The sequence below is a fragment of the Pseudomonas sp. TH04 genome, from assembly GCF_016651355.1.
GTDB lineage: Bacteria > Pseudomonadota > Gammaproteobacteria > Pseudomonadales > Pseudomonadaceae > Aquipseudomonas > Aquipseudomonas fluorescens.
Map to the genome: position 1 here is coordinate 1,935,488 of NZ_JAEKEA010000001.1, position 24,401 is coordinate 1,959,888.

The 24,401-nt window shown below is 60.4% G+C and carries 26 protein-coding genes; 12 read left to right on the forward strand and 14 right to left on the reverse strand.

Features of this window, described 5'->3' with window-relative positions:
• Positions 1-14: 14 nt before the first annotated feature.
• Positions 15-893, reverse strand: a complete 879-nt coding sequence (dapA, locus tag JFT85_RS08645) for a 4-hydroxy-tetrahydrodipicolinate synthase (RefSeq protein ID WP_053254903.1) — start codon at positions 891-893, stop codon at positions 15-17.
• Positions 894-1,166: 273 nt separating this feature from the next.
• On the opposite strand from dapA, the gene JFT85_RS08650 reads away from it, so the two are divergent.
• Together JFT85_RS08650 and JFT85_RS08655 are read left to right on the forward strand one after the other, a co-directional pair.
• Positions 1,167-1,727: a glycine cleavage system protein R gene (locus JFT85_RS08650; RefSeq protein WP_003172487.1), complete on the forward strand. Its 561-nt coding sequence runs from the start codon at positions 1,167-1,169 to the stop codon at positions 1,725-1,727.
• A gap of 10 nt (positions 1,728-1,737) precedes the next feature.
• On the forward strand, positions 1,738-2,211 hold the full coding sequence (locus tag JFT85_RS08655) for a peroxiredoxin (protein ID WP_201229681.1): 474 nt from the start codon (positions 1,738-1,740) through the stop codon (positions 2,209-2,211).
• A 37-nt stretch (positions 2,212-2,248) separates the two neighbouring features.
• Here the strand turns inward: JFT85_RS08655 and JFT85_RS08660 are convergent, their stop codons facing one another.
• Both JFT85_RS08660 and JFT85_RS08665 read right to left on the reverse strand, forming a co-directional pair.
• Entirely contained in the window at positions 2,249-3,319 is a 1,071-nt protein-coding gene (locus JFT85_RS08660; protein ID WP_053254901.1) for an AI-2E family transporter, read from the reverse strand.
• A gap of 31 nt (positions 3,320-3,350) precedes the next feature.
• Positions 3,351-3,590, reverse strand: a complete 240-nt coding sequence (locus JFT85_RS08665; RefSeq protein ID WP_053254900.1) for a sulfurtransferase TusA family protein — start codon at positions 3,588-3,590, stop codon at positions 3,351-3,353.
• A 94-nt stretch (positions 3,591-3,684) separates the two neighbouring features.
• Between JFT85_RS08665 and JFT85_RS08670 the strand changes: the two genes are divergently transcribed.
• Positions 3,685-5,118 carry a M48 family metalloprotease gene (locus tag JFT85_RS08670; RefSeq protein WP_053254899.1) on the forward strand — a complete coding sequence of 478 codons (1,434 nt, stop codon included), beginning with the start codon at positions 3,685-3,687 and terminating at the stop codon, positions 5,116-5,118.
• 74 nt (positions 5,119-5,192) lie between these two features.
• On the opposite strand, the gene JFT85_RS08675 is transcribed toward JFT85_RS08670, so the two are convergent.
• The 4 genes from JFT85_RS08675 to rpoE form a co-directional block, all read right to left on the reverse strand.
• A complete protein-coding gene (locus tag JFT85_RS08675) occupies positions 5,193-6,641 on the reverse strand; it encodes a DegQ family serine endoprotease (RefSeq protein WP_073637172.1) in 1,449 nt (482 codons plus the stop codon).
• Positions 6,642-6,875: 234 nt separating this feature from the next.
• Positions 6,876-7,835 carry a MucB/RseB C-terminal domain-containing protein gene (locus JFT85_RS08680; protein ID WP_053254897.1) on the reverse strand — a complete coding sequence of 320 codons (960 nt, stop codon included), beginning with the start codon at positions 7,833-7,835 and terminating at the stop codon, positions 6,876-6,878.
• Positions 7,836-7,851: 16 nt separating this feature from the next.
• Entirely contained in the window at positions 7,852-8,439 is a 588-nt protein-coding gene (locus JFT85_RS08685) for a sigma-E factor negative regulatory protein (RefSeq protein WP_003172479.1), read from the reverse strand.
• Positions 8,440-8,471: 32 nt separating this feature from the next.
• Positions 8,472-9,053, reverse strand: coding sequence for an RNA polymerase sigma factor RpoE (gene rpoE / locus JFT85_RS08690; RefSeq protein ID WP_003172477.1), 582 nt, complete (start codon positions 9,051-9,053; stop codon positions 8,472-8,474).
• 464 nt (positions 9,054-9,517) lie between these two features.
• On the opposite strand from rpoE, the gene nadB reads away from it, so the two are divergent.
• Positions 9,518-11,134, forward strand: a complete 1,617-nt coding sequence (gene nadB, locus JFT85_RS08695) for an L-aspartate oxidase (RefSeq protein ID WP_053254895.1) — start codon at positions 9,518-9,520, stop codon at positions 11,132-11,134.
• Here the strand turns inward: nadB and JFT85_RS08700 are convergent.
• Positions 11,103-11,549, reverse strand: a complete 447-nt coding sequence (locus tag JFT85_RS08700; protein WP_201229682.1) for a protein YgfX — start codon at positions 11,547-11,549, stop codon at positions 11,103-11,105. The genes nadB and JFT85_RS08700 overlap by 32 nt on opposite strands.
• Complete coding sequence (locus tag JFT85_RS08705; protein ID WP_053254893.1) at positions 11,533-11,787, reverse strand: FAD assembly factor SdhE; 255 nt, start codon at positions 11,785-11,787, stop codon at positions 11,533-11,535. Before JFT85_RS08705 ends, JFT85_RS08700 begins: the two co-directional genes overlap by 17 nt.
• 140 nt (positions 11,788-11,927) lie before the next feature.
• Here JFT85_RS08705 and ygfZ point away from each other — a divergent pair, with 140 nt between their 5' ends.
• Complete coding sequence (ygfZ, locus tag JFT85_RS08710; RefSeq protein WP_169875762.1) at positions 11,928-12,869, forward strand: CAF17-like 4Fe-4S cluster assembly/insertion protein YgfZ; 942 nt, start codon at positions 11,928-11,930, stop codon at positions 12,867-12,869.
• 36 nt (positions 12,870-12,905) lie between these two features.
• Positions 12,906-13,727 (forward strand): HDOD domain-containing protein, encoded by an 822-nt coding sequence (locus JFT85_RS08715; RefSeq protein ID WP_053254891.1) that lies wholly within the window; start codon positions 12,906-12,908, stop codon positions 13,725-13,727.
• On the opposite strand, the gene JFT85_RS08720 is transcribed toward JFT85_RS08715, so the two are convergent.
• A complete protein-coding gene (locus JFT85_RS08720) occupies positions 13,728-15,113 on the reverse strand; it encodes a sensor histidine kinase (RefSeq protein ID WP_053254890.1) in 1,386 nt (461 codons plus the stop codon).
• Positions 15,106-15,777 carry a response regulator gene (locus tag JFT85_RS08725; RefSeq protein WP_053254889.1) on the reverse strand — a complete coding sequence of 224 codons (672 nt, stop codon included), beginning with the start codon at positions 15,775-15,777 and terminating at the stop codon, positions 15,106-15,108. The genes JFT85_RS08720 and JFT85_RS08725 overlap by 8 nt, the downstream gene beginning before the upstream one ends.
• A gap of 235 nt (positions 15,778-16,012) precedes the next feature.
• On the opposite strand from JFT85_RS08725, the gene JFT85_RS08730 reads away from it, so the two are divergent.
• Genes JFT85_RS08730 through JFT85_RS08750 form a run of 5 tightly spaced genes read left to right on the forward strand, consistent with a single transcriptional unit; the run spans position 16,013 to position 21,385 of the window.
• The gene (locus JFT85_RS08730) at positions 16,013-17,302 is read left to right on the forward strand and encodes an OprD family porin (RefSeq protein WP_078827865.1); all 1,290 of its coding nucleotides are present in this window, start codon (positions 16,013-16,015) and stop codon (positions 17,300-17,302) included.
• A gap of 34 nt (positions 17,303-17,336) precedes the next feature.
• The gene (locus JFT85_RS08735; protein WP_069552934.1) at positions 17,337-18,320 is read left to right on the forward strand and encodes a Bug family tripartite tricarboxylate transporter substrate binding protein; all 984 of its coding nucleotides are present in this window, start codon (positions 17,337-17,339) and stop codon (positions 18,318-18,320) included.
• Between the two features lie 60 nt (positions 18,321-18,380).
• On the forward strand, positions 18,381-18,839 hold the full coding sequence (locus JFT85_RS08740; protein ID WP_053254886.1) for a tripartite tricarboxylate transporter TctB family protein: 459 nt from the start codon (positions 18,381-18,383) through the stop codon (positions 18,837-18,839).
• Position 18,840: 1 nt separating this feature from the next.
• On the forward strand, positions 18,841-20,355 hold the full coding sequence (locus JFT85_RS08745; protein WP_053254885.1) for a tripartite tricarboxylate transporter permease: 1,515 nt from the start codon (positions 18,841-18,843) through the stop codon (positions 20,353-20,355).
• A complete protein-coding gene (locus tag JFT85_RS08750) occupies positions 20,348-21,385 on the forward strand; it encodes an AbrB family transcriptional regulator (protein ID WP_073637175.1) in 1,038 nt (345 codons plus the stop codon). Before JFT85_RS08745 ends, JFT85_RS08750 begins: the two co-directional genes overlap by 8 nt.
• A gap of 64 nt (positions 21,386-21,449) precedes the next feature.
• Here the strand turns inward: JFT85_RS08750 and ung are convergent, their stop codons facing one another.
• A complete protein-coding gene (gene ung, locus JFT85_RS08755; RefSeq protein ID WP_069552933.1) occupies positions 21,450-22,142 on the reverse strand; it encodes a uracil-DNA glycosylase in 693 nt (230 codons plus the stop codon).
• A gap of 135 nt (positions 22,143-22,277) precedes the next feature.
• On the opposite strand from ung, the gene JFT85_RS08760 reads away from it, so the two are divergent.
• Positions 22,278-23,390: an enoyl-CoA hydratase/isomerase family protein gene (locus JFT85_RS08760; RefSeq protein WP_053254882.1), complete on the forward strand. Its 1,113-nt coding sequence runs from the start codon at positions 22,278-22,280 to the stop codon at positions 23,388-23,390.
• 7 nt (positions 23,391-23,397) lie between these two features.
• Here JFT85_RS08760 and JFT85_RS08765 read toward each other — a convergent pair whose 3' ends face one another.
• Entirely contained in the window at positions 23,398-23,829 is a 432-nt protein-coding gene (locus JFT85_RS08765; protein ID WP_053254881.1) for a DUF3757 domain-containing protein, read from the reverse strand.
• A 165-nt stretch (positions 23,830-23,994) separates the two neighbouring features.
• A complete protein-coding gene (locus tag JFT85_RS28460; protein WP_242486527.1) occupies positions 23,995-24,333 on the reverse strand; it encodes a hypothetical protein in 339 nt (112 codons plus the stop codon).
• Positions 24,334-24,401: the final 68 nt, after the last annotated feature.

Below are 24,401 nucleotides of genomic sequence, written 5' to 3' on the forward strand. Positions count from 1 at the left end.
TAGTGCTTCCTCAATTAAACCAGGACGCCGGACTGGCGCAGGGCCTGTCGCAGCGGTTCGTGACAGGCTTCGCTGAGCCGGGTGAGCGGCAGACGGATACCGTCCGGCATCAAGCCCATTTCAAACAGCGCCCATTTCACGGGAATAGGGTTGGATTCGATAAAGAGTGTTTTGTTGAGCGGCATCAGCTTCTCGTGGATCGCACGCGCCTTGACAGCATCACCGGCGATGGCCGCGGCGCACATGTCGCTCATGGCACGCGGGGCAACATTGGCGGTCACCGAGATGTTGCCTTTGCCACCCAGCAGGATCAGTTCGACCGCCGTGGCGTCGTCACCGGAATACACCAGGAAGTCGCTGCTTACGCCAGCCAGGATGTCCTTGGCGCGCTGCAGGTCGCCGGTGGCTTCCTTGATACCGATGATGTTCGGTACGGTGGACAGGCGGATCACGGTCTCGGCCTTCATGTCACAGGCAGTACGGCCGGGCACGTTGTAGAGGATCTGCGGGATATCAACGGCTTCGGCAATGGCGCGAAAGTGCTGGTACAGGCCTTCCTGGGTCGGCTTGTTGTAGTACGGGGTCACAAGCAGGCAAGCATCGGCGCCGGCTTTCTTGGCGTTCTTGGTCAGCTCGATCGCTTCACGCGTCGAGTTGGCGCCCGTACCGGCGATCACGGCGATACGACCCGCGACGCGCTTGACCACGAACTCGATCACCTGAATGTGTTCTTCCACATCAAGGGTGGCCGATTCACCTGTGGTGCCGACCGCCACAATGGCGTTGGTGCCCTCTTGCAGGTGGAAGTCCACCAGTTTGCCCAGGCTATCCCAGTCGAGATGACCTTGTGCATCCATGGGTGTGACCAGTGCCACCATACTGCCCGCAATCATGCAACCGCTCCTGCCGGAAAAAGAGAGCCGTAATGGTACTGGCGCCAAGATGCTTGTACAAGCGAAGTACCGCCTGAGGATGCGTTCTGGATCAACTAAACGACGGGCAATGCCATCATTGAGCCAAAGCGTTGCGTGAAGCACGCTGAAATCAGACCGATCACGCAATGAAAACGCCACCTCCTATCCCTTGGCGACGCTTTTCGCTACCCTTCATGCTTTGATCGATACAGCCCTCACCGTATCGACCGCTCATCGTTTTAGGAAGGCTGCATGTCCACCCCCACAGTTCGCGAACAATTCCTTGTTATCAGTGCCCTCGGCGCCAACCCCATGGAGCTGACCAACGTCCTGTGCCGCGCCAGCCATGAAAACCGCTGCGCCGTTGTGACCTCGCGCCTGACCCGCCATGGCGAGTGCAGTGCGCTGGTGCTGCAGATTTCCGGCACCTGGGACGCCCTCGCGCGTCTGGAAACCGGCCTGCCGGGCCTGGCCAAGAAGCACGACTTCACCGTCAACGTGGTGCGCAGTGCTGCGCTGGAAAACCGCCCACAAGCCCTGCCTTATGTAGCGTACGTCAGCTCGGCCTACCGCTCGGACATCGTCAACGAGCTGTGCCAGTTCTTTATCGACCATAACGTCGAGCTGGAAAACCTGACCTGCGACACCTACCAGGCGCCACAAACCGGCGGCACCATGCTCAACGCAACGTTCACCGTGACCTTGCCGGCCGGCGTGCAGATCAGCTGGCTGCGCGACCAGTTCCTGGATTTCGCCGATGCCCTGAACCTCGATGCGCTGATCGAGCCGTGGCGCCCACAAAACCCAATGTAAGGAAGAACTCATGCCGGTAGCCATCGACAAACCCGTGGCCGATTTCGAAGCCCAGGCCACCAGCGGCCAGACCTTCAGCCTCGCTGCACTCAAGGGCAAGCAGGTGGTGATTTACTTCTACCCGAAGGACAGCACCCCGGGCTGCACCACTGAAGGCCAGAGTTTCCGCGACCAGTACGCGGCGTTCAAGGCCGCCAACACCGAAGTGTTTGGCGTCTCGCGTGACAGCGTGAAGTCCCACGAGAACTTCAAGAGCAAGCAGGAATTTCCCTTTGAGCTGATCAGCGACAAGGACGAAGCGGTTTGCCAGCTGTTTGATGTGATCAAGCTGAAGAAGCTGTATGGCAAGGAATACCTGGGTGTTGATCGCAGCACGTTCCTGATCGACAAGGCTGGCGTGCTGCGTCAGGAATGGCGCGGTGTAAAAGTGCCGGGCCATGTGGACGCCGTGTTGGCGGCTGCGCAGGCGCTGGAAAAGGCTTGATGCGTGAGGGGCGAACACTGGCTGTTCGCCCCACGCGTTACAACAAAGGCGCAACCACCGGCTCTTTTCGCGGCCAGGCATCCAGCACGGCTTTGAACAACGTCGCCAGGGGAATCGCGAAGAATACGCCCCAGAATCCCCACAACCCACCGAACAACAACACCGCACAGATAATCGCCACCGGGTGCAGGTTGACGGCCTCGGAAAACAGCAGCGGCACCAGTACGTTGCCATCCAGGGTCTGAATAATGCCGTACACCGCCATCAGGTAGATGAACTGGTCACTCCAGCCCCACTGGAACAATGCGATCAACATCACCGGTACCGTCACCACCACCGCGCCGACATACGGCACCACCACCGACACGCCTACCAGCAACGCCAACAGCGCCGCGTAGTTCAGCCCAAGCGCAACAAATGCGATGTAGGTGACGCCCCCACAGATCACAATCTCGATCACTTTGCCGCGAATGTAGTTGGCGATCTGCCGGTTCATCTCTTCGGCCACGCGGGTAATGAGCGCGCGTTCACGCGGCAGGTAACCGCTGACCCAGCGGCCGATTATCGCGCGGTCCTTGAGGAAGAAAAACACCAGGATCGGCACCAGCACCAGGTAGATCATGATGTTGACCAGCAGCGGCAGGCTGGACAGGGAAAACGTCAGCGCCCATTGCCCGAATTTTCCGATCTCGCCACGCGCCACTTCAATGGCTTGCAGCACTTGTTCATCCGACACCAGGTGCGGGTAGCGTTCCGGCAACAACAGCAACAGTGACTGCCACTTGGCGAGCATCCCCGGCAATTCGTTGAACAGGGTGATCAACTGATGCCAGAGCAATGGCAACACCACCACGATAAACACCACCAGCAACCCCATGAACAAGGCGAACACCAGGCCCACCGCAACGCCGCCCGGCAAGCGCAGACGCTCCAGGGTGGTGACCAGGCCCTGCATCAGGTAAGCCAGCACCATCCCGGCCAGCACTGGCGCCAGCATCCCGCCCAAGGTGAGCACGGCCGTAAAGGCCAGGAACAGCAGGACCGCCAGCACCACGGCTTCTTCGTCGGAGAAGTAGCGCTGAATCCAGTCTCGTAACACTTTGAACATCAATCAACCTCGGATGATGGGGGCAAACGGCTCAGGCCTTGCGCAACCAGTAACGGTACACACCGGCGGCGTCTTCTTCGTGCACTAAAGTATGCCCGGCCAACTTGGCGAAGGTCCGAAAATCGCGCTGGGAGCCAGCGTCCGTGGCGATGACCTTAAGCACGGCACCGCTGGCCAATTGATTGAGTTCCAACTTGGCCTTGAGCAAAGGCAACGGGCAATTGAGGCCACTGGCATCGAGTTCGGCATCAAAGGCGACAGCGTCGGTCATGGTTTACTCCGGACAAGCGATTGGGGTGCTTAGAATATCTGGTCCGAAGCTCAGTGTCCGGCTACAGTAAGCTCTTTGTCGAAAGGCTCTGTGCATGACTTTTTTGCGCCCTACCCTGCTGACGCTGGCCTGCCTGCTGGCCTCTCCGGGCTTCGCTGACGACCTGCCGTCACTTGGCGACGCCAGTTCTGCCATTGTCTCTCCGCAACAGGAATACCAACTGGGCCGTGCCTGGCTGGCTTACCTGCGGGGCCAGGTCTCGCAGCTCAATGATCCACAACTCAAGGATTACGTCGAAACCAGCGTGTACAAGCTGGTGGAAACCAGCCAGGTCAACGACCGACGCCTGGAGTTCATCCTGATCAACAGCCCGCAACTCAACGCCTTTGCTGCGCCGGGCGGGATTATCGGGGTCAACGGCGGCCTGTTCCTTAATGCCCAGACCGAGGGTGAATACGCCTCGGTACTCGCTCACGAATTGGCTCACTTGTCCCAACGCCACTTTGCCCGGGGCGTCGAAGCTCAGTCGCGCATGCAACTGCCGATGATGGCCGCGTTGCTCGGCGGGATTATCGCGGCCGCAGCAGGCGCGGGCGATGCGGGGATTGCCGCGATTGCCGGCAGCCAGGCAGCAGCCATCCAGGAGCAGCGCCGGTTCTCGCGACAGAACGAGCAGGAGGCTGACCGTATCGGCATTCTCAACCTGGAAAAAGCCGGTTACGACCCACGCTCCATGCCCACCATGTTTGAGCGCCTGATGCGCCAATACCGTTTCGACGCCAAGCCGCCTGAATTCCTGCTGACGCACCCGGTAACCGAATCGCGGATCGCTGACACCCGCAACCGCGCCGAGCAAGCCAAACCCGGCGGCAAGGAAGACAGTTTGCGCTATCAGCTGATTCGCGCACGGGTGCAGTTGCAATACGAAGACACCCCGGGCCTCGCCGCCAAACGCTTCCAGGCGCAGTTGGACGAGAACCCGAAAAACGATGTGGCGCGTTATGGTCTGGCGATCGCCCAGATCAAAGGCACTCAGTACAAAGAGGCACGGGAAAACTTGCAGCCATTGTTGGCCAAGGCACCCAACGACATCACCTACAACCTGGCACAGATCGAGTTGGACATGGCCAATAGCCGCTTGCCCGACGCCCAGCAACGCACTGATCGGATGATCACCCAGTACCCCGGCAACTACCCGCTGAATCAGGTGCGGGTGGACTTGCTGATCAAGCAGAACCGTATCGCCGATGCGGAAAAGGCCTTGGACGGGCTACTCAAATCGCGTCCGGATGATCCGGATGTGTGGTACCAGGTTGCCGAGACACGTGGCCTGTCCGGCAACATCATCGGCCTGCATCAGGCCCGCGCCGAGTACTTTGCCTTGGTCGGTGACTTCAAGCAGGCCATTCAACAGCTGGACTTCGCCAAGCGCCGCGCCGGCAGCAACTTCCCGCTGTCCTCGCGAATAGATGCCCGCCAGCGTGAGTTGATCGAACAGGAACGCCTGGTAAAAGGGATGATGAGCTAAACCCATCAGCCACAAAAAAGCCCCGCCTTCGTTAACCGAAGGCGGGGCTTTTTATGGGGTTGCAGGCTAGCGGGTTACTCGGCCAGCTTGAACGTGATGAAGCTTGCACGCCCCTGACGCAGCACGCGCATCGACACCGAGCGATTCTTCGGCAACGCCTTGGCGATGTCGGTGAATTCCTTGGTGGAGTTGATTGCCTGGTTGTTCAGGTGGGTAATCACGTCACCCGGCTGCAGGCCGATCAAGGCAGCTGGGCCGTCCTGAACTTCCTTGATCACAACACCGCTCTTGAGGTCGAAGCTCTTCTTCTGCTCCTCGCTCAGCTCAACCACGGCAATGCCCAAGCGATTACTGCTGCGCTCGGCGCCCGGTTTGGCGTTGCCCAGAGCATCCAGCGTTGCGCCCTCTTCCGGAATCGCGCCAACGGTCAGCTCAACGGTCTGGCGCTTGCCGTCACGAATCACTTCCAGCTTGGCTTTGCTGCCGGCTTTAAGGGCCCCCACCAGATGCGGCAGGTCGGCTGACATGATGATCGGCTGACCATTCATGCTCAGGATCACGTCGCCCACTTGCAGACCGCCTTTGGCAGCCGGACCGTCGTCCTGGATTTGCGCGACCAGCGCACCGGCCGGTTTGTCGAGGCCGAACGATTCAGCCAAGTCTTTGTTCACTTCCTGGATGACGACGCCCAACCAGCCACGGCTGACCTTGCCACCGGCTTTGAGCTGGTTGGAGACGTCCATGGCCACGTCGATAGGAATGGCAAAGGACACGCCCATGAACCCACCGGAGCGGGTGTAGATCTGCGAGTTGATCCCGACCACTTCGCCCGCCAGGTTGAACAGCGGGCCACCGGAATTACCCGGGTTGATCGGCACGTCGGTCTGGATGAACGGCACGTAGTTTTCGTTCGGCAGGCTACGACCGATGGCACTGACAATGCCTTGGGTAACGGTATGGTCGAAGCCAAACGGAGAGCCGATAGCGACCACCCACTGCCCGGCTTTCAGGTCCTGGGATTTGCCCAGTTTCAGCACCGGCAGGTCTTTACCGTCGATTTTCAGCAAGGCCACGTCAGAGCGCGGGTCAGTCCCGACCAGCTTGGCTTTCAGCTCACTGCGATCAGCCAGGCGGACGAGGATCTCGTCAGCGTCGGCAATCACATGGTTGTTGGTGAGGATGTAGCCATCAGGCGAAATGATAAAACCCGAGCCCAGGGACTGAGCTTCACGCTGACCACCGCCACCGCCACCGCCACCACGCGGGGAGCGCTGTTGCGGCATGCCGCGCTCGAAGAACTCGCGCAGCATTGGCGGCAAGCCTTCCAGGTCCGGCATCTGCTGGTTCGAGACTTTGCGCTCCGGCAGTTTCTGCGTGGTGCTGATGTTCACCACGGCAGGCGAAGCCTGCTCCACCAGTTGGGTGAAGTCAGGCAGCTCGGCCGCTTGCGCGGACACCGCCTGACCCAGCACCAGCACCGTGGCGATTATGGATAGGTAAGACTTCAAACGTGGTATCGACATACAGCTCCCGTTACGACGAGCAGGGTTGAGCGACAGGGTTCAAGAAACGCCGGAAACTGCGATCGGCTTCCTTGTTCCGCGAACAAAATAAGGTCAGGACCTACAGGCCCTGACCTATAAAAAACATGTGGATTTTTTGCAAGTGAAAATAATGATCCAGAGATTTCATACTCATCGCTCCCAACCAAGCATAGGCTCACATTGAAAGACCAGGATGAACATAGGATTAACGACTCACGGCTTGGCGGCGGTCTTTTCGCCGCGCACCGACAGCGCGATACGCTCAGCGGTGCCGATAGGGATTTCGCCGACAACCGTCACCATGACTTCGCCATCGACGGTGTTCAGGCGGCGAGACACGGCAACCGTCGGACCGAGCTGGGTGCGTGTTTCGCTCACACTCGCACCCTCGGTCGATTCAAGAAACACGGAAAAGCGCGCCAGCCCGTCGTCATACATCAGGCTGTCAACGGTGGCTTTGGTCTGGGTGTCTTTTCGCGAGATGCTGTTGGTGAGCTGGAAACCAGGGGGCAACCAGTCCAGGTGCCATGCCTGGGTGGCGGGCACTTCGGGCGCTTTGCTGTTCGAAACCGCTACAGGCGTGCATTCGCCGCTGGGCTGTAAATCGCGATCCGTCAGTGCTGCCGACGTATTCAGACGCGTGAACTGAAAGCGCTCCAGCAACTGGCCTTGATCATTGAGCAACAACGATTTCAGCGGCAACGCGGTTTCACGATCCAGGTGCAACTCGAAGCCATACCGGTATTGATCGCGTGGAGTAATCGACACAATCACTGCATTACGACCAGCCACACGGGATTTGCCAATGACGGCCAGTTCGTAGAATTGAGTGAGTTTTAGCGGGTCGAGTGCGCGCGAAGGCGCGTCAGGCGAATTGCCCAGGCCGGCGACCAGTGTGCCACTGACACATTGAGTTTTTCCATTTACCCGCACCAGTTCCTGGGCAGAACCGTCGAGCTGCAACAGCCGCTCACGGACTTGACCGTCCTGGACACGGTGCCAGATGTCATGGGTAGAAAAACTGCCGTTACGCTCGTAGATGAACGTACCTGCAAAGCTTTGCTGCTGCTCTGCACGCCCAAGTCGAGTCAGCCAGTCTTGGGCTTCGTCGGCATGGGCGGATAGTGCAAAACAACCACTGAGCAAAAGCGTAAGGAGCGGTATGGCGCGCATAGGGCCCCTTAGCGGTTTAGCGGTTTTCCAGGCTGGCTGCACGAGCGTATGGCAGAGCGCTTTCAGTGCCTTTCAGTGCCGATTCCTGTGCGTGTTGGCGCAGGTAGCCTGGAAGACGCTGGTCCTGCCAGCCGGATTGCCCCTGAAGTACACCATTGGCCATGGGACCTGTGGTATCAGAGCTTTCCTTGTAGCCGGCCAGTACCGCTGGGCCTTTGACTTGCGGACCGGCCATGACCGGTTGCTGAGTCTGTTGGGCCAGTTCGGCACCGGCGATTTCGTCCTGGTTGTACAGGCGAACACCGGCCAACACGGCAACAGTCACCGAGGCAGCTACTGCCAGGCGACCCAGGCTACGCCACGGGCCACGAGCAGCTTTTGCCGGAACGGCTTCATCAGCCAGCGCGGCAGAAACGGCCGCAGCAATATCCAGACGAGGGATTAGAAGATCCTTGTGCATCACCGCCCGAGCGACTTGGTAACGAGACCAGGTATCACGGGTTTCGGCATCATCAAATGCATTGAGCACTCGACGAAGTTCCAGTTCATCCGCTTCGTTATCCATCACTGCGGACAGCGATTCCTGCAGGGCATCACGACTCATGGCGGTTCCTCTCTTGGCTGTCGCCGCTGTCTTTAGTTTTCCTGCAACAACGGTTGCAAGGCTTTGTCGATGGCTTCCCGGGCCCGGAAAATCCGTGACCTTACAGTCCCCACCGGACACTGCATGACGCTCGCAATGTCTTCGTAACTGAGACCATCGAATTCACGTAAAGTTAACGCCGTACGCAAATCTTCTGGCAGTTGCTGAATTGTGCGATGAACGGTTCCTTCGATCTCGTCGCGCAGCAATGCACGCTCCGGCGACTCGAGATCTTTGAGGCCGTGATCACCATCGTAAAATTCTGCATCTTCTGAACTTACATCGCTATCCGGTGGGCGGCGGCCGCGAGACACCAGATAGTTCTTCGCCGTGTTGATGGCGATACGGTATAGCCACGTGTAAAACGCACTATCACCGCGGAAATTGCCAAGTGCACGGTACGCCTTGATAAAGGCTTCCTGTGCAACGTCCTGCGCTTCATGGGTGTCGTGCACAAACCGCACGATCAACCCGAGAATTTTGTGCTGGTATTTCAGCACTAGCAGATCAAATGCGCGCTTGTCGCCGCGTTGAACGCGCTCGACCAGCTGCTGATCCTCTTCCTGGGTTAGCATGAACACTCCTCGTTGTACTTGAAGGAGGCTTGCATAACTAAACGATCAGGCTTGCAAACATAGACTAGGACTTTTCGCAAAAGTTCTCCCCCTCCAAGCAAGTTTCCGGCATGCACTGATTTGGCACACACGAAAAACGCAGCGCGGGTTAGGCCGGCTGCGCGAATAATCTTGTCGCCGGTCTTCTGACGCGTCCAATGCTCCCGACGGGCCAATAAACTCAACGTTTTCCCAGCTTTCGGGCAACCTGCTATTGAGTCGGGGCTTATGCAAAAAGTTCCCACCTCAATAACCAGTCAGTCAGCCCCTCGCCGTGCACCGTAATTTCACATTGCCACGAATGCCCGGCTATTGTGCCGCTCCCCCCCTCTATATACTAGTGGCCCGTGTGACCCTTTGATTCGCCGATCCAGGCGTCCTGTTTGCGCCACCCCCTGTGGATCGCTTTTTGCGGAATCCTTCAAATGAGCCAACAGTTTCAACACGATGTTCTGGTGATTGGCAGCGGCGCGGCCGGCTTGAGCCTGGCACTGACCCTGCCCAGCCACCTGCGCATTGCCGTTCTGAGCAAGGGCGATCTGGCCAACGGCTCGACATTCTGGGCCCAAGGCGGTGTCGCGGCGGTACTGGACGACACCGACACGGTGCAATCCCACGTCGAAGACACCCTCAACGCCGGCGGCGGCCTGTGCAACGAAGACGCCGTGCGCTTCACCGTCGAGCACAGCCGTGAAGCCATCCAATGGCTGATCGACCAGGGGGTGCCGTTCACCCGTGATGAACACGCGGGCAGTGACGACGGTGGTTTCGAGTTTCACCTGACCCGTGAAGGCGGCCACAGCCACCGCCGCATCATCCACGCCGCCGATGCCACCGGCGCGGCAATCTTCAAGACCCTGCTCGACCAGGCCCGCCAACGCCCCAACATCGAATTGCTGGAGCAACGCGTCGCCGTTGACCTGATCACCGAAAAACGCCTGGGCCTGGACGGCGAACGCTGCCTCGGGGCCTATGTGCTCAATCGCGCCAGCGGCGAAGTCGACACCTATGGCGCACGCTTCACCATTCTCGCCTCGGGCGGCGCGGCCAAGGTCTACCTCTACACCAGTAACCCCGATGGCGCCTGCGGTGATGGCATCGCCATGGCCTGGCGTTCGGGCTGCCGGGTGGCCAATCTGGAATTCAATCAGTTCCACCCCACCTGCCTGTATCACCCGCAAGCCAAGAGTTTCCTGATCACCGAAGCCCTGCGCGGTGAAGGCGCGCACCTGAAACTGCCGAATGGCGAGCGTTTCATGCAGCGCTTTGACCCCCGCGCCGAACTGGCACCACGGGATATCGTCGCCCGCGCCATCGACCACGAGATGAAGCGCCTGGGCATCGACTGCGTCTACCTCGACATCAGCCACAAGCCCGAAGCCTTCATCAAGACGCACTTCCCCACCGTCTACGAGCGCTGCCTGGCGTTCAACATCGATATCACCAAAGGCCCGATCCCCGTGGTACCGGCCGCGCACTACACTTGCGGCGGCGTGATGGTCGACCAGCATGGCCGCACCGACGTGCCCGGCCTGTATGCGATTGGCGAAACCAGTTTTACCGGCCTGCACGGCGCCAACCGCATGGCGAGCAACTCACTGCTCGAATGTTTTGTCTACGCCCGCTCTGCGGCAGCCGACATCCTCGAGCAACTGCCACGCATCCCCGTGCCCGCCGCCTTGCCGCGCTGGGACGCCAGCCAGGTGACCGACTCGGACGAAGACGTGATCATCGCCCACAACTGGGACGAACTGCGTCGCTTCATGTGGGACTACGTCGGCATTGTGCGCACCAACAAGCGTCTGCAACGCGCTCAACATCGCGTGCGGTTGCTGCTGGATGAGATTGACGAGTTCTACAGCAACTATAAGGTCAGCCGCGATTTGATCGAGTTGCGCAACCTGGCCCAGGTTGCCGAGTTGATGATCCGCTCAGCCATGGAGCGCAAGGAAAGTCGCGGCCTGCATTACACCCTCGACTATCCGCAGATGTTGCCTGAGGCGCGCGACACTATTCTGGTGCCAACCACCTACGGCGGCTGAACTTCAAGCGCACCCGCAGGCGCCGATGCACATCGGCGGCCTGCGAGTCCATCGGCACACAGATCGAACGCACCCACCATTCACCCTGCGCCCGGTAGCGCAGCACCACGATCAGCGGCAACGCCAGGCTATCGGGACGTAGCTGAACACTGTGCCAGCCTCGCTCATGGCTGAACAACTGCCAGCCGTCTTCATCACGGCGCAGGCCACGAATCGACGAACGGTGGGTCAGCAGGATATGACGCGGTAAGACCCACGCAGCGTGAGCCAGGCACACCAAGATGCCAACGCTGGAGAAAGGTAAATCAACAACCAGCAAAGCGCCCAGCGCAAACAACTGGGCGAGCAGATACGCCGCCAGCAACAGCCGAGAGGCCTGCCAGCGGCATTCGAAGCGATTACTTGGGCTGGACACGGTCCAGAATCTTACGAACCATGCGCTGCAGCTCCGGATCTTCAGATTCGGCGCGTTCCATGAACCAGCCGAACATGTCCTGGTCTTCGCAAGTCAGCAGCCGCTCGTAGAGTTCGCGATCCACCTGATTGAGCGTCTTGTACACCTCTCTGGTGAAAGGCACCAGCAACACGTCCAACTCCAGCATGCCGCGACGGCTGTGCCAGTAGAGGCGATTGATTTCTACTTCTTCGACCATGGAGCGCTCCTCAAATAGGGCGCAAGTATACAGCCCAGACGGCAGTGGAACAGTCGGCTTTGGTCGCCCCATACGGAAACTATCCATTTACCGAACGCCCCTCTATGATGCACGCATGACTTTTTGACCTGCGATGACCCATGGCCGACTCTGCTTTTTTCTGCGCCCTGCACCACGAAGGCGTTCTCGCCGTCCGCGGCTCCGACGCTGCCAAGTTCCTGCAAGGGCAACTGACCTGCAACCTCAACTACCTGAGCGACACCCAGGCCAGCCTGGGCGCGCGTTGCACGCAAAAAGGCCGCATGCAGTCGAGTTTTCGCATCCTGCTGCAAGGTGATGGCGTGCTCATGGCCATGGCCACCGAACTGCTCGAACCGCAACTGGCCGATCTGAAAAAATACGCGGTGTTCTCCAAATCCAAGCTCACCGACGAAAGCCCTGCCTGGGTCCGTTTCGGCCTATCGAATGCAGACCCGGCCCTGGTGACTCTTGGCCTTGAGCTGCCGGCCGAGACCGACAGCGTCGCGCGCACAGATACATTGATCGCCATTCGCGTCTCCCCCGCCCGCGCTGAGCTTTGGGTGCCGGCCGAGCAAGCGGAAACCGTACGCAATCAATTGGCTAGTCAACTGCAACACGCTGACTTGAATGAATGGCTGCTGGGCCAGATCCGCGCCGGTATTGGCCAGGTCATGCCGCAGACCCGCGAACTGTTCATCCCGCAGATGCTCAACCTGCAGGCCGTCGGCGGCGTCAGCTTCAAGAAAGGCTGCTACACCGGTCAGGAAATCGTTGCGCGCATGCAGTATCTGGGCAAGCTCAAGCGTCGCCTGTACCGCCTGAGCCTCGATGCGGCTGAACTGCCCGAGCCAGGCACTGCGTTGTTCTCGCCCAACCACAACAGCGCGATCGGTGAAGTCGTGATCGCGGCAAAAGCTGATCAATCGATTGAACTTCTGGCCGTGCTGCAAGCCGAAGCAGCCGAGAGCGACGATGTGCACTTAGGCACTCTGGAAGGACCCGGCTTGCACGTGCTCGATGTGCCTTACCAACTGGATCGCGATAAAGAGATCCAGCGTTAATCGCCGTACCTTTTTGCAACACCCTAGAGAGCATGAATGAACAAGCTGGCGGAAAAAGTCCAACAGGCTTTGGTGAAGGCCATCGACAACGATGACCTGGTTCTGCCGACATTACCGGAAGTGGCCCTGAAAATTCGTCAGGCCGCCGAAGACCCGGAGATCAGCATCAGCCACTTGAGCAAAGTGATCGGTCGCGATACCGCCCTGTCGGCGCGCCTGATCAAAGTGGTCAATAGCCCGCTGCTGCGCGCGACCCAGGAAGTGACCGACCTGCACACCGCCATCACCCGGCTGGGTACCAACTACAGCAGCAACCTGGCCATCGGCCTGGTGATGGAACAAATCTTCCATGCCCGCTCCGAAGTCGTCGAACTGAAAATGCGCGAAGTGTGGCGCCGCAGCCTGGAAGTGGCGGGTGTGAGTTACGTGTTGTGCCGCAGCCACAGCCATCTCAAGCCCGACCAGGCGGCCCTCGGCGGGCTGGTGCATCAGATTGGCGTGCTGCCGATTCTCACGTACGCCGAAGACCACTACGAACTGCTCGCCGACCCCGTCAGCCTCAACCATGTCATCGAGAGCATCCACCCGTTGCTTGGGGACAAGCTGCTCGGTGGCTGGGACTTCCCGGAGATGCTGGCGAAGCTGCCCGGGCAATACCTGGACCTGGAGCGCGACTCCGCGAGCCTGGACTACATCGACCTGGTGCAGGTCGCCGTGCTGTATTGCCACCGAGGCACCGACCATCCGCTGGCGAATGTGTCCGTTTCCGGCCTGCCGGCGATCCAGAAGCTGCGCCTAGACCCGTACAGCGAGGCCCTGCGTGCCGAGCTGGATGAAGCGCGCTCGATGTTTTACTGATCAACCCGCGATAAAACTCACCCGCACCTTCAACCCCGCCAACTCACCGTCATGCAGGCTGATCTGCGCCAGGTGCGCGCGGCAGATCTCCCCGACAATCGCCAGCCCCAAGCCTGAGCCCATGCCCTGCTGGCTGCGGCGATAGAAACGCTCAAACACGCGGTCCCGTTCATCCAGCGGAATACCCGGGCCATCATCTTCAACTTCGAGGATGGCCGGCGCGGTTACCCGCAAGATCACATTCCCACCCGGCGGCGTGTGGGCCAGGGCGTTATCCACCAGGTTGCTCAGCAGCTCATTCAGCAAGGTCGGCTCACCGCGCAGCCACACCGGTTCGTCTGCCTCCAATGCCAAGGCAACGCCCCGTGCGTGGGCCAGCGGTGCCATGGCCATGCCCAGTTCCCGTGCCAGTTGGCTGAGGTCGAGCAATTGTGCGCCACCTTCGGCAATTGCCCGGGCGCCGTTTTCGATACGTGCCAGGGATAACAGTTGGTTGGCCAAATGGGTCAAGCGGTCGGTGCCTTGGGCGGCAGTTTCCAAGGTACTGCGCCACGTCGCCGGGTCACTGCTGCGCAGGCCCAGCTCCAGCCGGGCCTTGAGCGCTGCCAGCGGAGTGCGCAGTTCGTGAGCGGCGTCGGCGATAAACTGCGCCTGACGCTCAAACTGGCCGCGCAAACGCTCGGTAAAATGGTTGAGGGAGCGCACCAGCGGGCCGAACTCGTGTTGCACCTCCACCAGCGGCAACGGCCGCAAGTCGTCGGGCTGACGTTCTTCCACTGCCGTACGCAGACGCTCCAACGGCCGCAGCGCCGCACTCACGGCATACCACACCAGCAGCAACGCGCCGACGGCCAGCATGCCCAAACGCAATAACGTATCGGCCATCAGGCTGCGGGCCATGCTTTCGCGCGCCTCATCGGTTTCCGCGACACGAATTTCCGCCATGCCATTCATGTTGGGTTCCGAGACCGCTTTGAGCAGGCTGACCACGCGTACATGCTGGCCCTGGTACATGGCGTTATAGAACCGCGCCAATGCCGGGTAGTCGTCGGTGCGCGGCGTGCCGGGCGGTGGACCCGGGAGGTTTTCGTAGCCCGAAATCAGCTTCTGATTGATGTCATTGACCTGGTAATAAATGCGCCCGGCGCTGTCGTAGGCGAAGGTGTCCAGCGCCACATAAGGCACGTTCGCGCTCAAGGTGCCGTCGACCTGGGTCAAGCCAGCCGCGATGGTCCGCGCCGAGGCCAGCAAGGTGCGGTCATAGGCGGTGTCGGCGGCTTCGCGACCATTCCAGTAGGCACTCATGCCGCTGGCCAGCATCAACACCACCAGCAACAGCGCCAGGTTCCACAGCAGGCGCCAGCGCAGGCTGCTGGGCTTATGCATCGCGGGCTTCCAGCAAATAGCCGAGGCCGCGGAACGTCACAATGGCAATGGGTTGGCCATCGAGCTTCTTGCGCAGGCGGTGCACGTAGATTTCGATGGCGTCGGGGCTGGCTTCTTCATCCAGGCCGAAGACCTGGGCGGCCAGTTGCTCTTTGCTCATCACGCGACCCGGCCGGGCGATCAGCGCTTCAAGCACCGCTTGCTCGCGGGAAGTCAATGTCAGCAGCTCGCCACCCACCGTGAAACGCCGGGTATCCAGGTCATAGATCAACACGCCGCACGCCTGCTGACGCTCGCCACCCAATACGCTGCGGCGCAACAGCGCCTTGACCCGGGCTTCCAGCTCGGTCAGTTCAAACGGCTTGGCGAGATAATCATCGGCCCCCAGGTTCAGGCCATGCACGCGGTCTTTGACATCACTGCGCGCCGTGAGCATCAGCACCGGCAGATTTTTCCCACGCGCCCGCAGACGCGCCAACACCTCGAAACCGTCCATGCGCGGCAGCCCCACATCGAGGATCACCACCGCGTACTCCTCGCTGCTCAAGGCCAGGTCCGCGGCCACCCCATCGTGCAACACGTCGACGGTCAAACCCGTGCTCTTGAGCGCCTGGGCAACACTTTCGGCAAGTTGCAAATGGTCTTCAACCAAGAGGACACGCATGGTTTTTCACCTCATTCTGGCATGGTCGACGCCACGCTTTGGCGGGCAGTTTACAGGCGCCGCCTGCCCTGTGAAGCCCGAAAACATTGAAAGACAGCTGAAAGGTTAGTGAAAGCTTCGCCCTTTAGCATCCAGTCACGGTGGGTAAAGCCCGCCGAGCTACCTGATCCGTAGCGCCAGAAAAACGCCTTGAAGCGTTTTCGCCAAAATAAGAACAATAACGGAGTGCACAACGATGCTGTCGACACAGCCCCAGGCTTGCCCGCCTGTTCGTTTTTCTCGCCTTACCCAGACCGCCCTTGCCAGCGCCACGGCCCTTGCCGGCTTTTCGCCGCTGAGCCAGGCTGCCTTCTTCGAAGACAGCAGCGCCACCCTTGAAACCCGCAACATGTACTTCAACCGCGACTTCCGCGACGGCACGAGTGCGCAGCAATCCAAACGCGATGAATGGGCCCAGGGTTTCATGCTCAACCTGCAATCGGGCTACACCGACGGCACCGTCGGCTTTGGTGTGGATGCATTGGGCATGCTCGGCGTCAAGCTCGACTCCAGCCCCGACCGCACCGGCTCTGGCCTGCTGCCCACCGACAACGGTCGGGCTGTCGACGAATACGCCAAACTCGGCCTGACCGGCAAAGTGAAAATCTCCGCTACCGAGCTCAAAATCGGCGCGCTGATCCCCGAACTGCCGATCCTCAAACCCAATGACGGCCGCATTCTGCCGCAGACCTTCAACGGCGGATTGCTGACCTCGAAAGAATTCAAGAACCTGGTGTTTACCGGTGGCCGCCTGGACAAAGCCAAGGACCGCGACTCCACCGACTACGAAGACATCGCCCTCAACAACAAGAACAGCCGCTTCGTCAGCGGTGCCACCGGCAAGCACTTCAACTTCGGTGGTGTGGACTACAAGTTCGCCGACAAAATCACCGGCAGCTACCACTTCGCCCAACTCGACGACGTCTACCGTCAGCACTTCCTCGGCCTGGTGGCCGCACGCCCAATGGGGCCTGGCACCTTCGGCGCCGACCTGCGCCTGGCCATCAGCGATGACACCGGCAGCGCCCGTGGCGGCAAGATCGACAACACATCCCTCAACGGTCTGTTCAGCTATGCCCTCAACGGCCATAAGCTCAGCGCCGGCTACCAGCACATGTCTGGCGATAGCGCCTTTCCCTACGTGGATGGGAGCGATCCGTACCTTGTCAACTTCGTGCAGATCAACGACTTTGCCGGCGCTGAAGAACGCTCCTGGCAAGCGCGCTACGACTACGATTTCGCCAAGCTGGGGATTCCCGGCCTGAGTTTCATGAGCCGTTACCTGTCGGGTGACAACATCAAGCTCAGGAACGGTGAGACCGGCAAAGAGTGGGAACGCAACAGCGAGATCCGCTACATCGTGCAAAGCGGCACATTCAAGGATGTCGCCCTGCGCCTGCGTAATGCCACGTACCGTTCCAACTATTCGGCCCGTGATGCGGATGAAGTGCGTGTGCTGGTGAGTTATAGCCTCGCACTTTGGTAAGAAGCCTCTAATAACAACAAAGACGGAGATAAAAATGACCTATTCACTGCGTAAATTGGCCCTCGCCGCCGGTTGCATGCTGTTCGCCGGCCAACTGCTGGCCACCGACGAACCGAAACGCCCGGAGTGCATCGCCCCGGCCTCACCCGGCGGTGGTTTTGACCTGACCTGCAAACTGGCGCAAAGCGCGCTGGTCAACGAGAAGTTGCTGAGCAAGCCGATGCGCGTCACCTACATGCCTGGCGGCGTGGGCGCGGTGGCCTATAACGCGGTGGTAGCACAGCGCCCGGCGGACGCGGGCACGCTGGTGGCCTGGTCCAGCGGTTCCCTGTTGAACCTGGCCCAAGGCAAATTCGGCCGCTTCGATGAAAGCGCCGTGCGCTGGTTGGCGGCGGTGGGCACCAGTTACGGGGCCATCGCAGTCAAAAGCGATTCGCCCTACAAGAGCCTCGACGATCTCGTAAAAGCCTTGAAGAAAGATCCAGGCAGCGTGGTGATCGGTTCCGGTGGCACTGTCGGAAGTCAGGACTGGATGCAAACCGCGCTGATCGCCAAAGCCGCCGGGATCAACCCGCGTGAGCTGCGCTATGTGGCCCTCGAAGGCGGCGGTGAGATCGCTACCGCCCTGCTCGGCGGCCATATCCAGGTGGGCAGTACCGACATCTCCGACTCCATGCCGCACATCCTCAGCGGCGACATGCGCCTGCTCGCGGTGTTCGCCGAAGAGCGCCTGGACGAGCCAGAAATGAAGAACATTCCTACCGCCAAAGAGCAAGGCTACGACATCGTCTGGCCGGTCGTCCGCGGCTTCTACCTCGGGCCAAAGGTCAGCGACGCCGACTACGCGTGGTGGAAAGAGGCATTCGACAAGCTGCTGGCCTCCGAGGAATTCGCCAAGCTGCGTGACCAGCGCGAGCTGTTCCCGTTCGCCTTGACCGGCCCGGAGCTGGACACCTACGTGAAGAAACAGGTGGCTGACTACAAAGTGCTGGCCAAAGAGTTCGGCCTGATCCAGTAAACGCCCCTCTTTCGCGCGGCCGCGCCTTCATCAATGGAGGGCGCGGCCCAGGAGTTGCACATGCTCTTACAACGCATTTTCGCCGCGGTGATGCTGCTGGCCTGCGCCGGTCTGGCACTGATGGCCTGGCCGTATCAGGCGGCATTTTCCTACGAGCCGGTCGGGCCTCGCGCCTACCCGCTGCTGATGCTCGGGCTGATGAGCCTGGGCCTGATCTACATGCTGTTTCGCCCACAACCGACCCAACACACCGAGGAAGAACCCGCCCTGGACCGCGACACGCTGGTCAAGATCGGTATCTGCGTCACCTTGTTGATCGTGTTTGCGGCGACCTTCGAGTCCCTGGGTTTCATCCTCAGCAGCATGCTGATCGGCATCCCGATGGCGCGCCTGTATGGCGGCCGTTGGATGCCCAGCCTGGTGATCGTCAGCCTGATGGCCATCGGCCTTTACCTGCTGTTCGATAAAGCCATGGATGTACCGCTGCCCCTCGGCCTGCTCGAAGTTCTGGAGAACTGATATGGATACGTTCAGCTATTTGGGCCAGGGCTTCGGCGTTGCACTGACCCCTTACAACCTGGTGACCGCCCTGTGCGGCACCTTGATCGGCACCGTGGTCGGCCTGCTGCCGGGCCTGGGCCCGATCAACGGCGTGGCCTTGTTGATCCCCATCGCGTTCGCCCTGGGCCTGCCGCCGGAATCGGCGTTGATCCTGCTGGCAGCGGTGTACCTGGGCTGCGAGTACGGCGGGCGTATCAGCTCGATCCTGTTGAACATTCCTGGCGAAGCCTCCACCGTGATGACCACCCTCGACGGCTACCCGATGGCCCGCAAAGGCCTGGCCGGTGTCGCACTGTCGTTGTCGGCATGGAGTTCATTCATCGGCGCGTTCATCGCCACCTGCGGCATGGTGCTGTTTGCCCCATTGCTGGCCAAATGGGCGATTGCCTTCGGCCCGGCGGAATATTTCGTACTGATGGTCTTCGCAATTGTCTGCCTCGGCGGCATGGCCGGTGACAAACCGCTGAAGACCTTTGTTGCGGCGCTGATCGGCCTGTTCCTGTCGGCCGTCGGTATCGACGCCAACAGCGGCGTGTACCGCTTTACCGGCGATAACATCCACCTCACCGACGGCATTCAATTCGTGGTGTTGGTGCTGGGCCTGTTCTCCATCAGCGAGATTCTTTTGCTGCTGGAAAAAACCCACCGTGGCCAGGAAGCGGTGAAAGCCACCGGGCGGATGATGTTCAACCTGAAGGAAGCGTCCTCGGTGTTCGTGGTTAACATCCGCTGCGGCCTGCTGGGTTTCATCATGGGCGTATTGCCAGGTGCCGGTGCAACACTGGCGTCAGCCGTTGCCTACATGACCGAGAAACGCCTGGCGGGTGCCAGCGGCAAATTCGGCCAGGGTGACATGCGCGGCCTCGCCGCTCCGGAAACCGCGATCGGCGCTTCCGCCTGCGGCGCCCTGGTGCCGATGCTGACCCTGGGCGTGCCCGGCTCGGGCACCACGGCAGTGATGATCGGCGCCCTGTCGCTGTACAACATCACCCCCGGTCCACTGCTGTTCCAACAACAGCCGGACATCGTCTGGGGCCTGATCGCTTCGTTGTTTGTCGCCAACATCATGCTGGTGATCCTCAACATCCCGATGATCCGCATCTTCACGCGCATCCTCGCCGTACCGAACTGGGCACTGGTGCCGGTAATCGCCATCATCACCGCGATCGGTGTGTACGCGGTTCACGCCACCACCTTCGACCTGTTCCTGATGGTCGGCATCGGCATCTTCGGTTACATCCTGCGCAAGCTGGACTTCCCGCTGTCGCCGGTCCTGCTGGGCTTTATCCTCGGTGGCCTGATGGAGCAAAACCTGCGCCGTGCACTGTCGATCTCCAACGGTGCGCTGGACATCCTCTGGTCAAGCCCGATCACGTTCGGGGTGTGGGTGCTGACCGTGCTGATGCTGGCCTTCCCGCTGGTGCGTATCTACCGTAAACGTGCCCTGCAGCGTCGTGCCCTGGCCGATGTCTGAGGTCACCTTTAAACACTGGTGGGCAACACCGCTGGTCGGCCTGGCCGGCGGTTACCTGGCCAGCCTCGTCGGCTGGCCTTTGCCGTATATGGTCGGCTCGTTGCTGGCGATCATTGTGGTGCGCTGCCTGACGCCGTGGCAGTTGGCGGAGATTCCCGGCGGGCGCAAATGCGGCCAGTGGGTGGTCGGCATTGGCATCGGCCTGCACTTCACGCCGGTGGTGATCGAGCAGGTGATGAGCCACTTCGGCCTGATTTTCTTCGGCGCACTGATCACCAGCGCGTCGAGCATCGTCGGCGTGTGGTTGATGCGCCGCAGCGGTGAGGACCGCGCCACCGCGTTTTTCTCCAGCATGCCGGGCGGCTCCGGTGAGATGGTCAACCTCGGCGCACGCAACGGCGCGGTGCTCAGCCGGGTCGCGGCGGGGCAGAGTTTGCGTGTGCTGGTGGTGGTGCTGTGTGTGCCGGCGATCTTCAAGTATTTGCTCGAAGGCGGTGCGCCGCAGTTTCATCCGGCGCCCGTGAGCTGGACGTGGCTGGCGCTGCTGTTTCCGCTGGGTGCACTGGTGGCATTGGGGTGGCAGCGTTTGCGCCAACCCAACCCGTGGCTGTTCGGGCCGCTGCTGGTCAGCGCGACTGCCAGTGTTGTCTGGGACTTGCATATCGGCCTGCCCGACGGCGGCAGCCAGATCGGCCAATGGCTGATCGGCAGCGGTTTGGGCTGCCACTTCAACCGTCAGTTCTTTCGTCGAGCACCGTCGTTCATGGCGCGTACGCTGGTAGGTACGGCGTTGACCATGGCGCTGGCGACGTTGGCGGCAGTTGGCTTGAGCGCCATGACGCAACTGGACTTGCGCTCACTGACGCTGGGCATGATGCCGGGCGGCATTGCCGAAATGAGCCTCACCGCCGAGACCCTGCAACTGTCGGTGCCCTTGGTGACGGCGATGCAGGTCATGCGTTTGTTGTTTGTGCTGTTTCTGGCGGAGCCCTTGTTCCGGCACTGGAACCGCCAGCCAGACCACGCTTAAGCCCTGAGACGGCTTAAAATGTGGGAGCGCGCAAGCCCGCTCCCACCGTCGATGGCGATGGCCCTCAACCAGGCGGCAACCGCCACTCGATCGGCGTCTCGCCATTCTGCTCAAGAAACTTGTTGGTCCGGCTGAAATGCCCGCACCCCAGAAACCCGCGATACGCCGAGAGCGGCGACGGATGCACCGACGTCAGCACCAGGTGCTTGGTCGCATCCACCAACTTCTGCTTGCCTTGCGCATGCGCGCCCCATAACAGGAACACCAGGTGTGGCTGGTGCTCACTGACCACTTCGATAATTCGGTCAGTAAAGAACTGCCAGCCTTTACCGGCATGCGCGTTGGCATTGGCACGCTCTACGGTCATGGTGGTGTTGAGCATCAGCACGCCCTGATCCGCCCAGCTTTGCAGGCAACCGTGGTTGGGAATGTCGATGTTCAGGTCGCGCTTGAGCTCTTTGTAAATATTCACCAGGGACGGCGGCGTCGGCACGCCCGGTTGTACCGAAAAACACAGACCATGGGCCTGGCCCGGGCCGTGATACGGGTCTTGGCCGAGGATCACCACCTTGACCTTGTCCAGCGGCGTGGAGTTAAGCGCATTGAAAATCAGCGGGCCCGGCGGGTAAATCTCTTTACCGGCGGCATGCTCCTGGCGCAGGAACTCGCGCAGTTCGGCCATGTAGGGCTTGTCGAACTCATCCCGCAGGGCATGTTTCCAGCTGGGTTCGAGTTTGATGCGGTCGCCTTCGGTCATGGTGTGTTCATCGTGTAAAAAAGAATGGGCGAACCCTAGGAAAGCCGACCCCGCTTGTCAATTGATCTGACACACAACCGGCACTTTCCTTTGAAGCGTTCATACTGAACGTTCACTTTCTCGATTGAGGTCACGATGAACCTGCACTTCGAAGAGCTGACCGGCAGCGACGGTGCCCGCCTCGGCATCGCCAGCCTGGACGCTGAAAAGTCTCTGAATGCGCTGTCCTTGCCCATGATCCTGGCCTTGAGCGATCGCCTGGATGCCTGGGCCAAAGACCCGAACATCGCCTGCGTGCTGCTGCGCGGGAATGGGCCAAAAGCCTTTTGCGCCGGCGGCGAAGTCCGCAGCCTGGCCCAGGCCTGCCGTGAACTGCCCGGCGAAGTGCCCGCCCTGGCCGCGCAGTTTTTCGCCGCCGAATACCGCCTTGACTATCGCCTGCATACCTATCCAAAACCACTGATTTGCTGGGGCCACGGCTATGTATTGGGCGGGGGCATGGGCCTGCTGCAAAGTGCATCGGTGCGTATCGTCACGCCGAGCAGTCGCCTGGCCATGCCCGAGATCAGCATCGGCCTGTACCCGGATGTGGGGGCCAGTTGGTTCCTGTCGCGGCTGCCGGGCAAGCTCGGTTTATTCCTTGGCCTCACCGGTGCGCACATCAATGGTCGTGATGCACTGGACCTGGGCCTGGCCGACCGTTTCCTGCGCGATGACCAGCAAGAAGAGTTGATAGAAGGCCTGTTGCAACTGAACTGGCAGGAACAAACCGCAGTGCAGCTCAACAGCCTGCTCAAGGCGTTGGCCCAGGAGGCCATCAGCCAGCAACCCGAAGCGCAATGGCTACCACGCCGTGCGCAAATCGATGAGTGGCTCGATGTGGGTGATGTGCGCAGTGCGTGGCGAGCCTTGAGCCCGTTGCACGAGCATGCCGACCCGCTCTTCAGCCGCGCCGGCAAGACACTCAGTGAAGGCTGCCCACTGACGGCACATCTGGTGTGGGAACAGATCCAGCGGGCTCGCCACCTGTCTTTGGCCCAAGTGTTCCAGATGGAATACACCCTGAGTCTCAATTGCTGCCGTTACCCGGAGTTCAGCGAAGGCGTGCGCGCGCGTTTGATCGACAAGGACCAGCAGCCCCATTGGCATTGGCCCGATATCAACACCGTCCCGGACGCGGTGGTGCAGGCGCACTTTACCAAGGCGTGGGAAGGCAGGCATCCCCTGGCCGACTTATCAGACTACTGACAGGTGATTACTTCAGCCGCCTGACCGTGAATGAACAATTGTCCGGCTGGCTGTCCTGGCAGATGTAGACGTCCTGATTCAGCGGATCGGTGCTGAGTTGCCAATGCAAAGTGGCCGTGAGTGACATGGTGTCGAGCTTGCCCGGTGTGTCATACCGCAAAGCCATCATCTGGCCGTTGCCCATGCGGTAGACACACTTGTCCAAGTGGCCGTTTTCCCGCTCCTGGCCTTTGCCGGGCGTGAAGAGTGCGCCAATGAAACGATCGGCGAAATCATCGACGTCAACTTTAGGGCTTTGCCACAGTGACTGCCCGCTGGAGGCTTGGAAATAGCCATCCGCGTATTTGACCGATGAGGGATAGGGACAGCCCTGCTCAGCCTTGAGCGGTGTAAGCCCGGCTACCGTCACAAAGACTGCACACGCTAATTGTTTGATCATAAGGCGCTGGTTCCATTGGCCCACTGTTGCCCCGGATACGCACAACGGCGCTCCGCCAGTGAACCGCATCTGAAACACTGACGATAGCTGTTAAAACTGACAGTACCGATAAAAGGCAGCACAAAAAAAAGCGGCGCTGAATGCGCCGCCTCACGTCAAAACCTGCTACCGGTGGCCGCCGCGCCCGCCTCCATGATCGGATCCATGACCTCGACCACCATTGCCCCAGTGACCGCCTCCCCAGCCCTGGTTCGGGTACGGCCGGTAAGCCGGTCTTGGGTAATAACGCGGTGCTGGCTGGTAATAACGCGGCGCCGGCTGGTAGTACCGTGGCGGCGCGTAGTAACTGCGTCCATACGAGTAAGTGGGACCACCGTAATAATAGGCTGGCGCCGGTGCGGTATAGACCTCCGAGCGATAGTAAGTGGCGTCACCATCGTAGTAAGGCACACACGCAGACAGGGTCAGGCCGAATAAAGCACTAAGAAGCAGTCGTCGATACATGGCGGCCTCCTGGACCGCGGGAGAGCACCTCCAGCGACGCTGGAGGGCGGCATTCATCTTTCACTGAA

Bases quoted from the DNA above. Each gene is read 5' to 3' on its own strand.
- JFT85_RS08720 (WP_053254890.1), bottom strand. From the start codon at position 15,113: ATGCATAAGCCCAGCAGCCTGCGCTGGCGCCTGCTGTGGAACCTGGCG.
- JFT85_RS28460 (WP_242486527.1), bottom strand. From the start codon at position 24,333: ATGTATCGACGACTGCTTCTTAGTGCTTTATTCGGCCTGACCCTGTCT.
- JFT85_RS08650 (WP_003172487.1), top strand. From the start codon at position 1,167: ATGTCCACCCCCACAGTTCGCGAACAATTCCTTGTTATCAGTGCCCTC.
- JFT85_RS08735 (WP_069552934.1), top strand. From the start codon at position 17,337: ATGACCTATTCACTGCGTAAATTGGCCCTCGCCGCCGGTTGCATGCTG.
- JFT85_RS08760 (WP_053254882.1), top strand. From the start codon at position 22,278: ATGAACCTGCACTTCGAAGAGCTGACCGGCAGCGACGGTGCCCGCCTC.
- JFT85_RS08680 (WP_053254897.1), bottom strand. From the start codon at position 7,835: ATGCGCGCCATACCGCTCCTTACGCTTTTGCTCAGTGGTTGTTTTGCA.
- JFT85_RS08765 (WP_053254881.1), bottom strand. From the start codon at position 23,829: ATGATCAAACAATTAGCGTGTGCAGTCTTTGTGACGGTAGCCGGGCTT.
- JFT85_RS08705 (WP_053254893.1), bottom strand. From the start codon at position 11,787: ATGGTCGAAGAAGTAGAAATCAATCGCCTCTACTGGCACAGCCGTCGC.
- rpoE (WP_003172477.1), bottom strand. From the start codon at position 9,053: ATGCTAACCCAGGAAGAGGATCAGCAGCTGGTCGAGCGCGTTCAACGC.
- dapA (WP_053254903.1), bottom strand. From the start codon at position 893: ATGATTGCGGGCAGTATGGTGGCACTGGTCACACCCATGGATGCACAA.
- JFT85_RS08670 (WP_053254899.1), top strand. From the start codon at position 3,685: ATGACTTTTTTGCGCCCTACCCTGCTGACGCTGGCCTGCCTGCTGGCC.
- nadB (WP_053254895.1), top strand. From the start codon at position 9,518: ATGAGCCAACAGTTTCAACACGATGTTCTGGTGATTGGCAGCGGCGCG.
- JFT85_RS08740 (WP_053254886.1), top strand. From the start codon at position 18,381: ATGCTCTTACAACGCATTTTCGCCGCGGTGATGCTGCTGGCCTGCGCC.
- JFT85_RS08665 (WP_053254900.1), bottom strand. From the start codon at position 3,590: ATGACCGACGCTGTCGCCTTTGATGCCGAACTCGATGCCAGTGGCCTC.
- JFT85_RS08655 (WP_201229681.1), top strand. From the start codon at position 1,738: ATGCCGGTAGCCATCGACAAACCCGTGGCCGATTTCGAAGCCCAGGCC.
- ygfZ (WP_169875762.1), top strand. From the start codon at position 11,928: ATGGCCGACTCTGCTTTTTTCTGCGCCCTGCACCACGAAGGCGTTCTC.
- JFT85_RS08715 (WP_053254891.1), top strand. From the start codon at position 12,906: ATGAACAAGCTGGCGGAAAAAGTCCAACAGGCTTTGGTGAAGGCCATC.
- JFT85_RS08750 (WP_073637175.1), top strand. From the start codon at position 20,348: ATGTCTGAGGTCACCTTTAAACACTGGTGGGCAACACCGCTGGTCGGC.
- JFT85_RS08685 (WP_003172479.1), bottom strand. From the start codon at position 8,439: ATGAGTCGTGATGCCCTGCAGGAATCGCTGTCCGCAGTGATGGATAAC.
- JFT85_RS08745 (WP_053254885.1), top strand. From the start codon at position 18,841: ATGGATACGTTCAGCTATTTGGGCCAGGGCTTCGGCGTTGCACTGACC.
- JFT85_RS08725 (WP_053254889.1), bottom strand. From the start codon at position 15,777: ATGCGTGTCCTCTTGGTTGAAGACCATTTGCAACTTGCCGAAAGTGTT.
- JFT85_RS08730 (WP_078827865.1), top strand. From the start codon at position 16,013: ATGCTGTCGACACAGCCCCAGGCTTGCCCGCCTGTTCGTTTTTCTCGC.
- ung (WP_069552933.1), bottom strand. From the start codon at position 22,142: ATGACCGAAGGCGACCGCATCAAACTCGAACCCAGCTGGAAACATGCC.
- JFT85_RS08660 (WP_053254901.1), bottom strand. From the start codon at position 3,319: ATGTTCAAAGTGTTACGAGACTGGATTCAGCGCTACTTCTCCGACGAA.
- JFT85_RS08675 (WP_073637172.1), bottom strand. From the start codon at position 6,641: ATGTCGATACCACGTTTGAAGTCTTACCTATCCATAATCGCCACGGTG.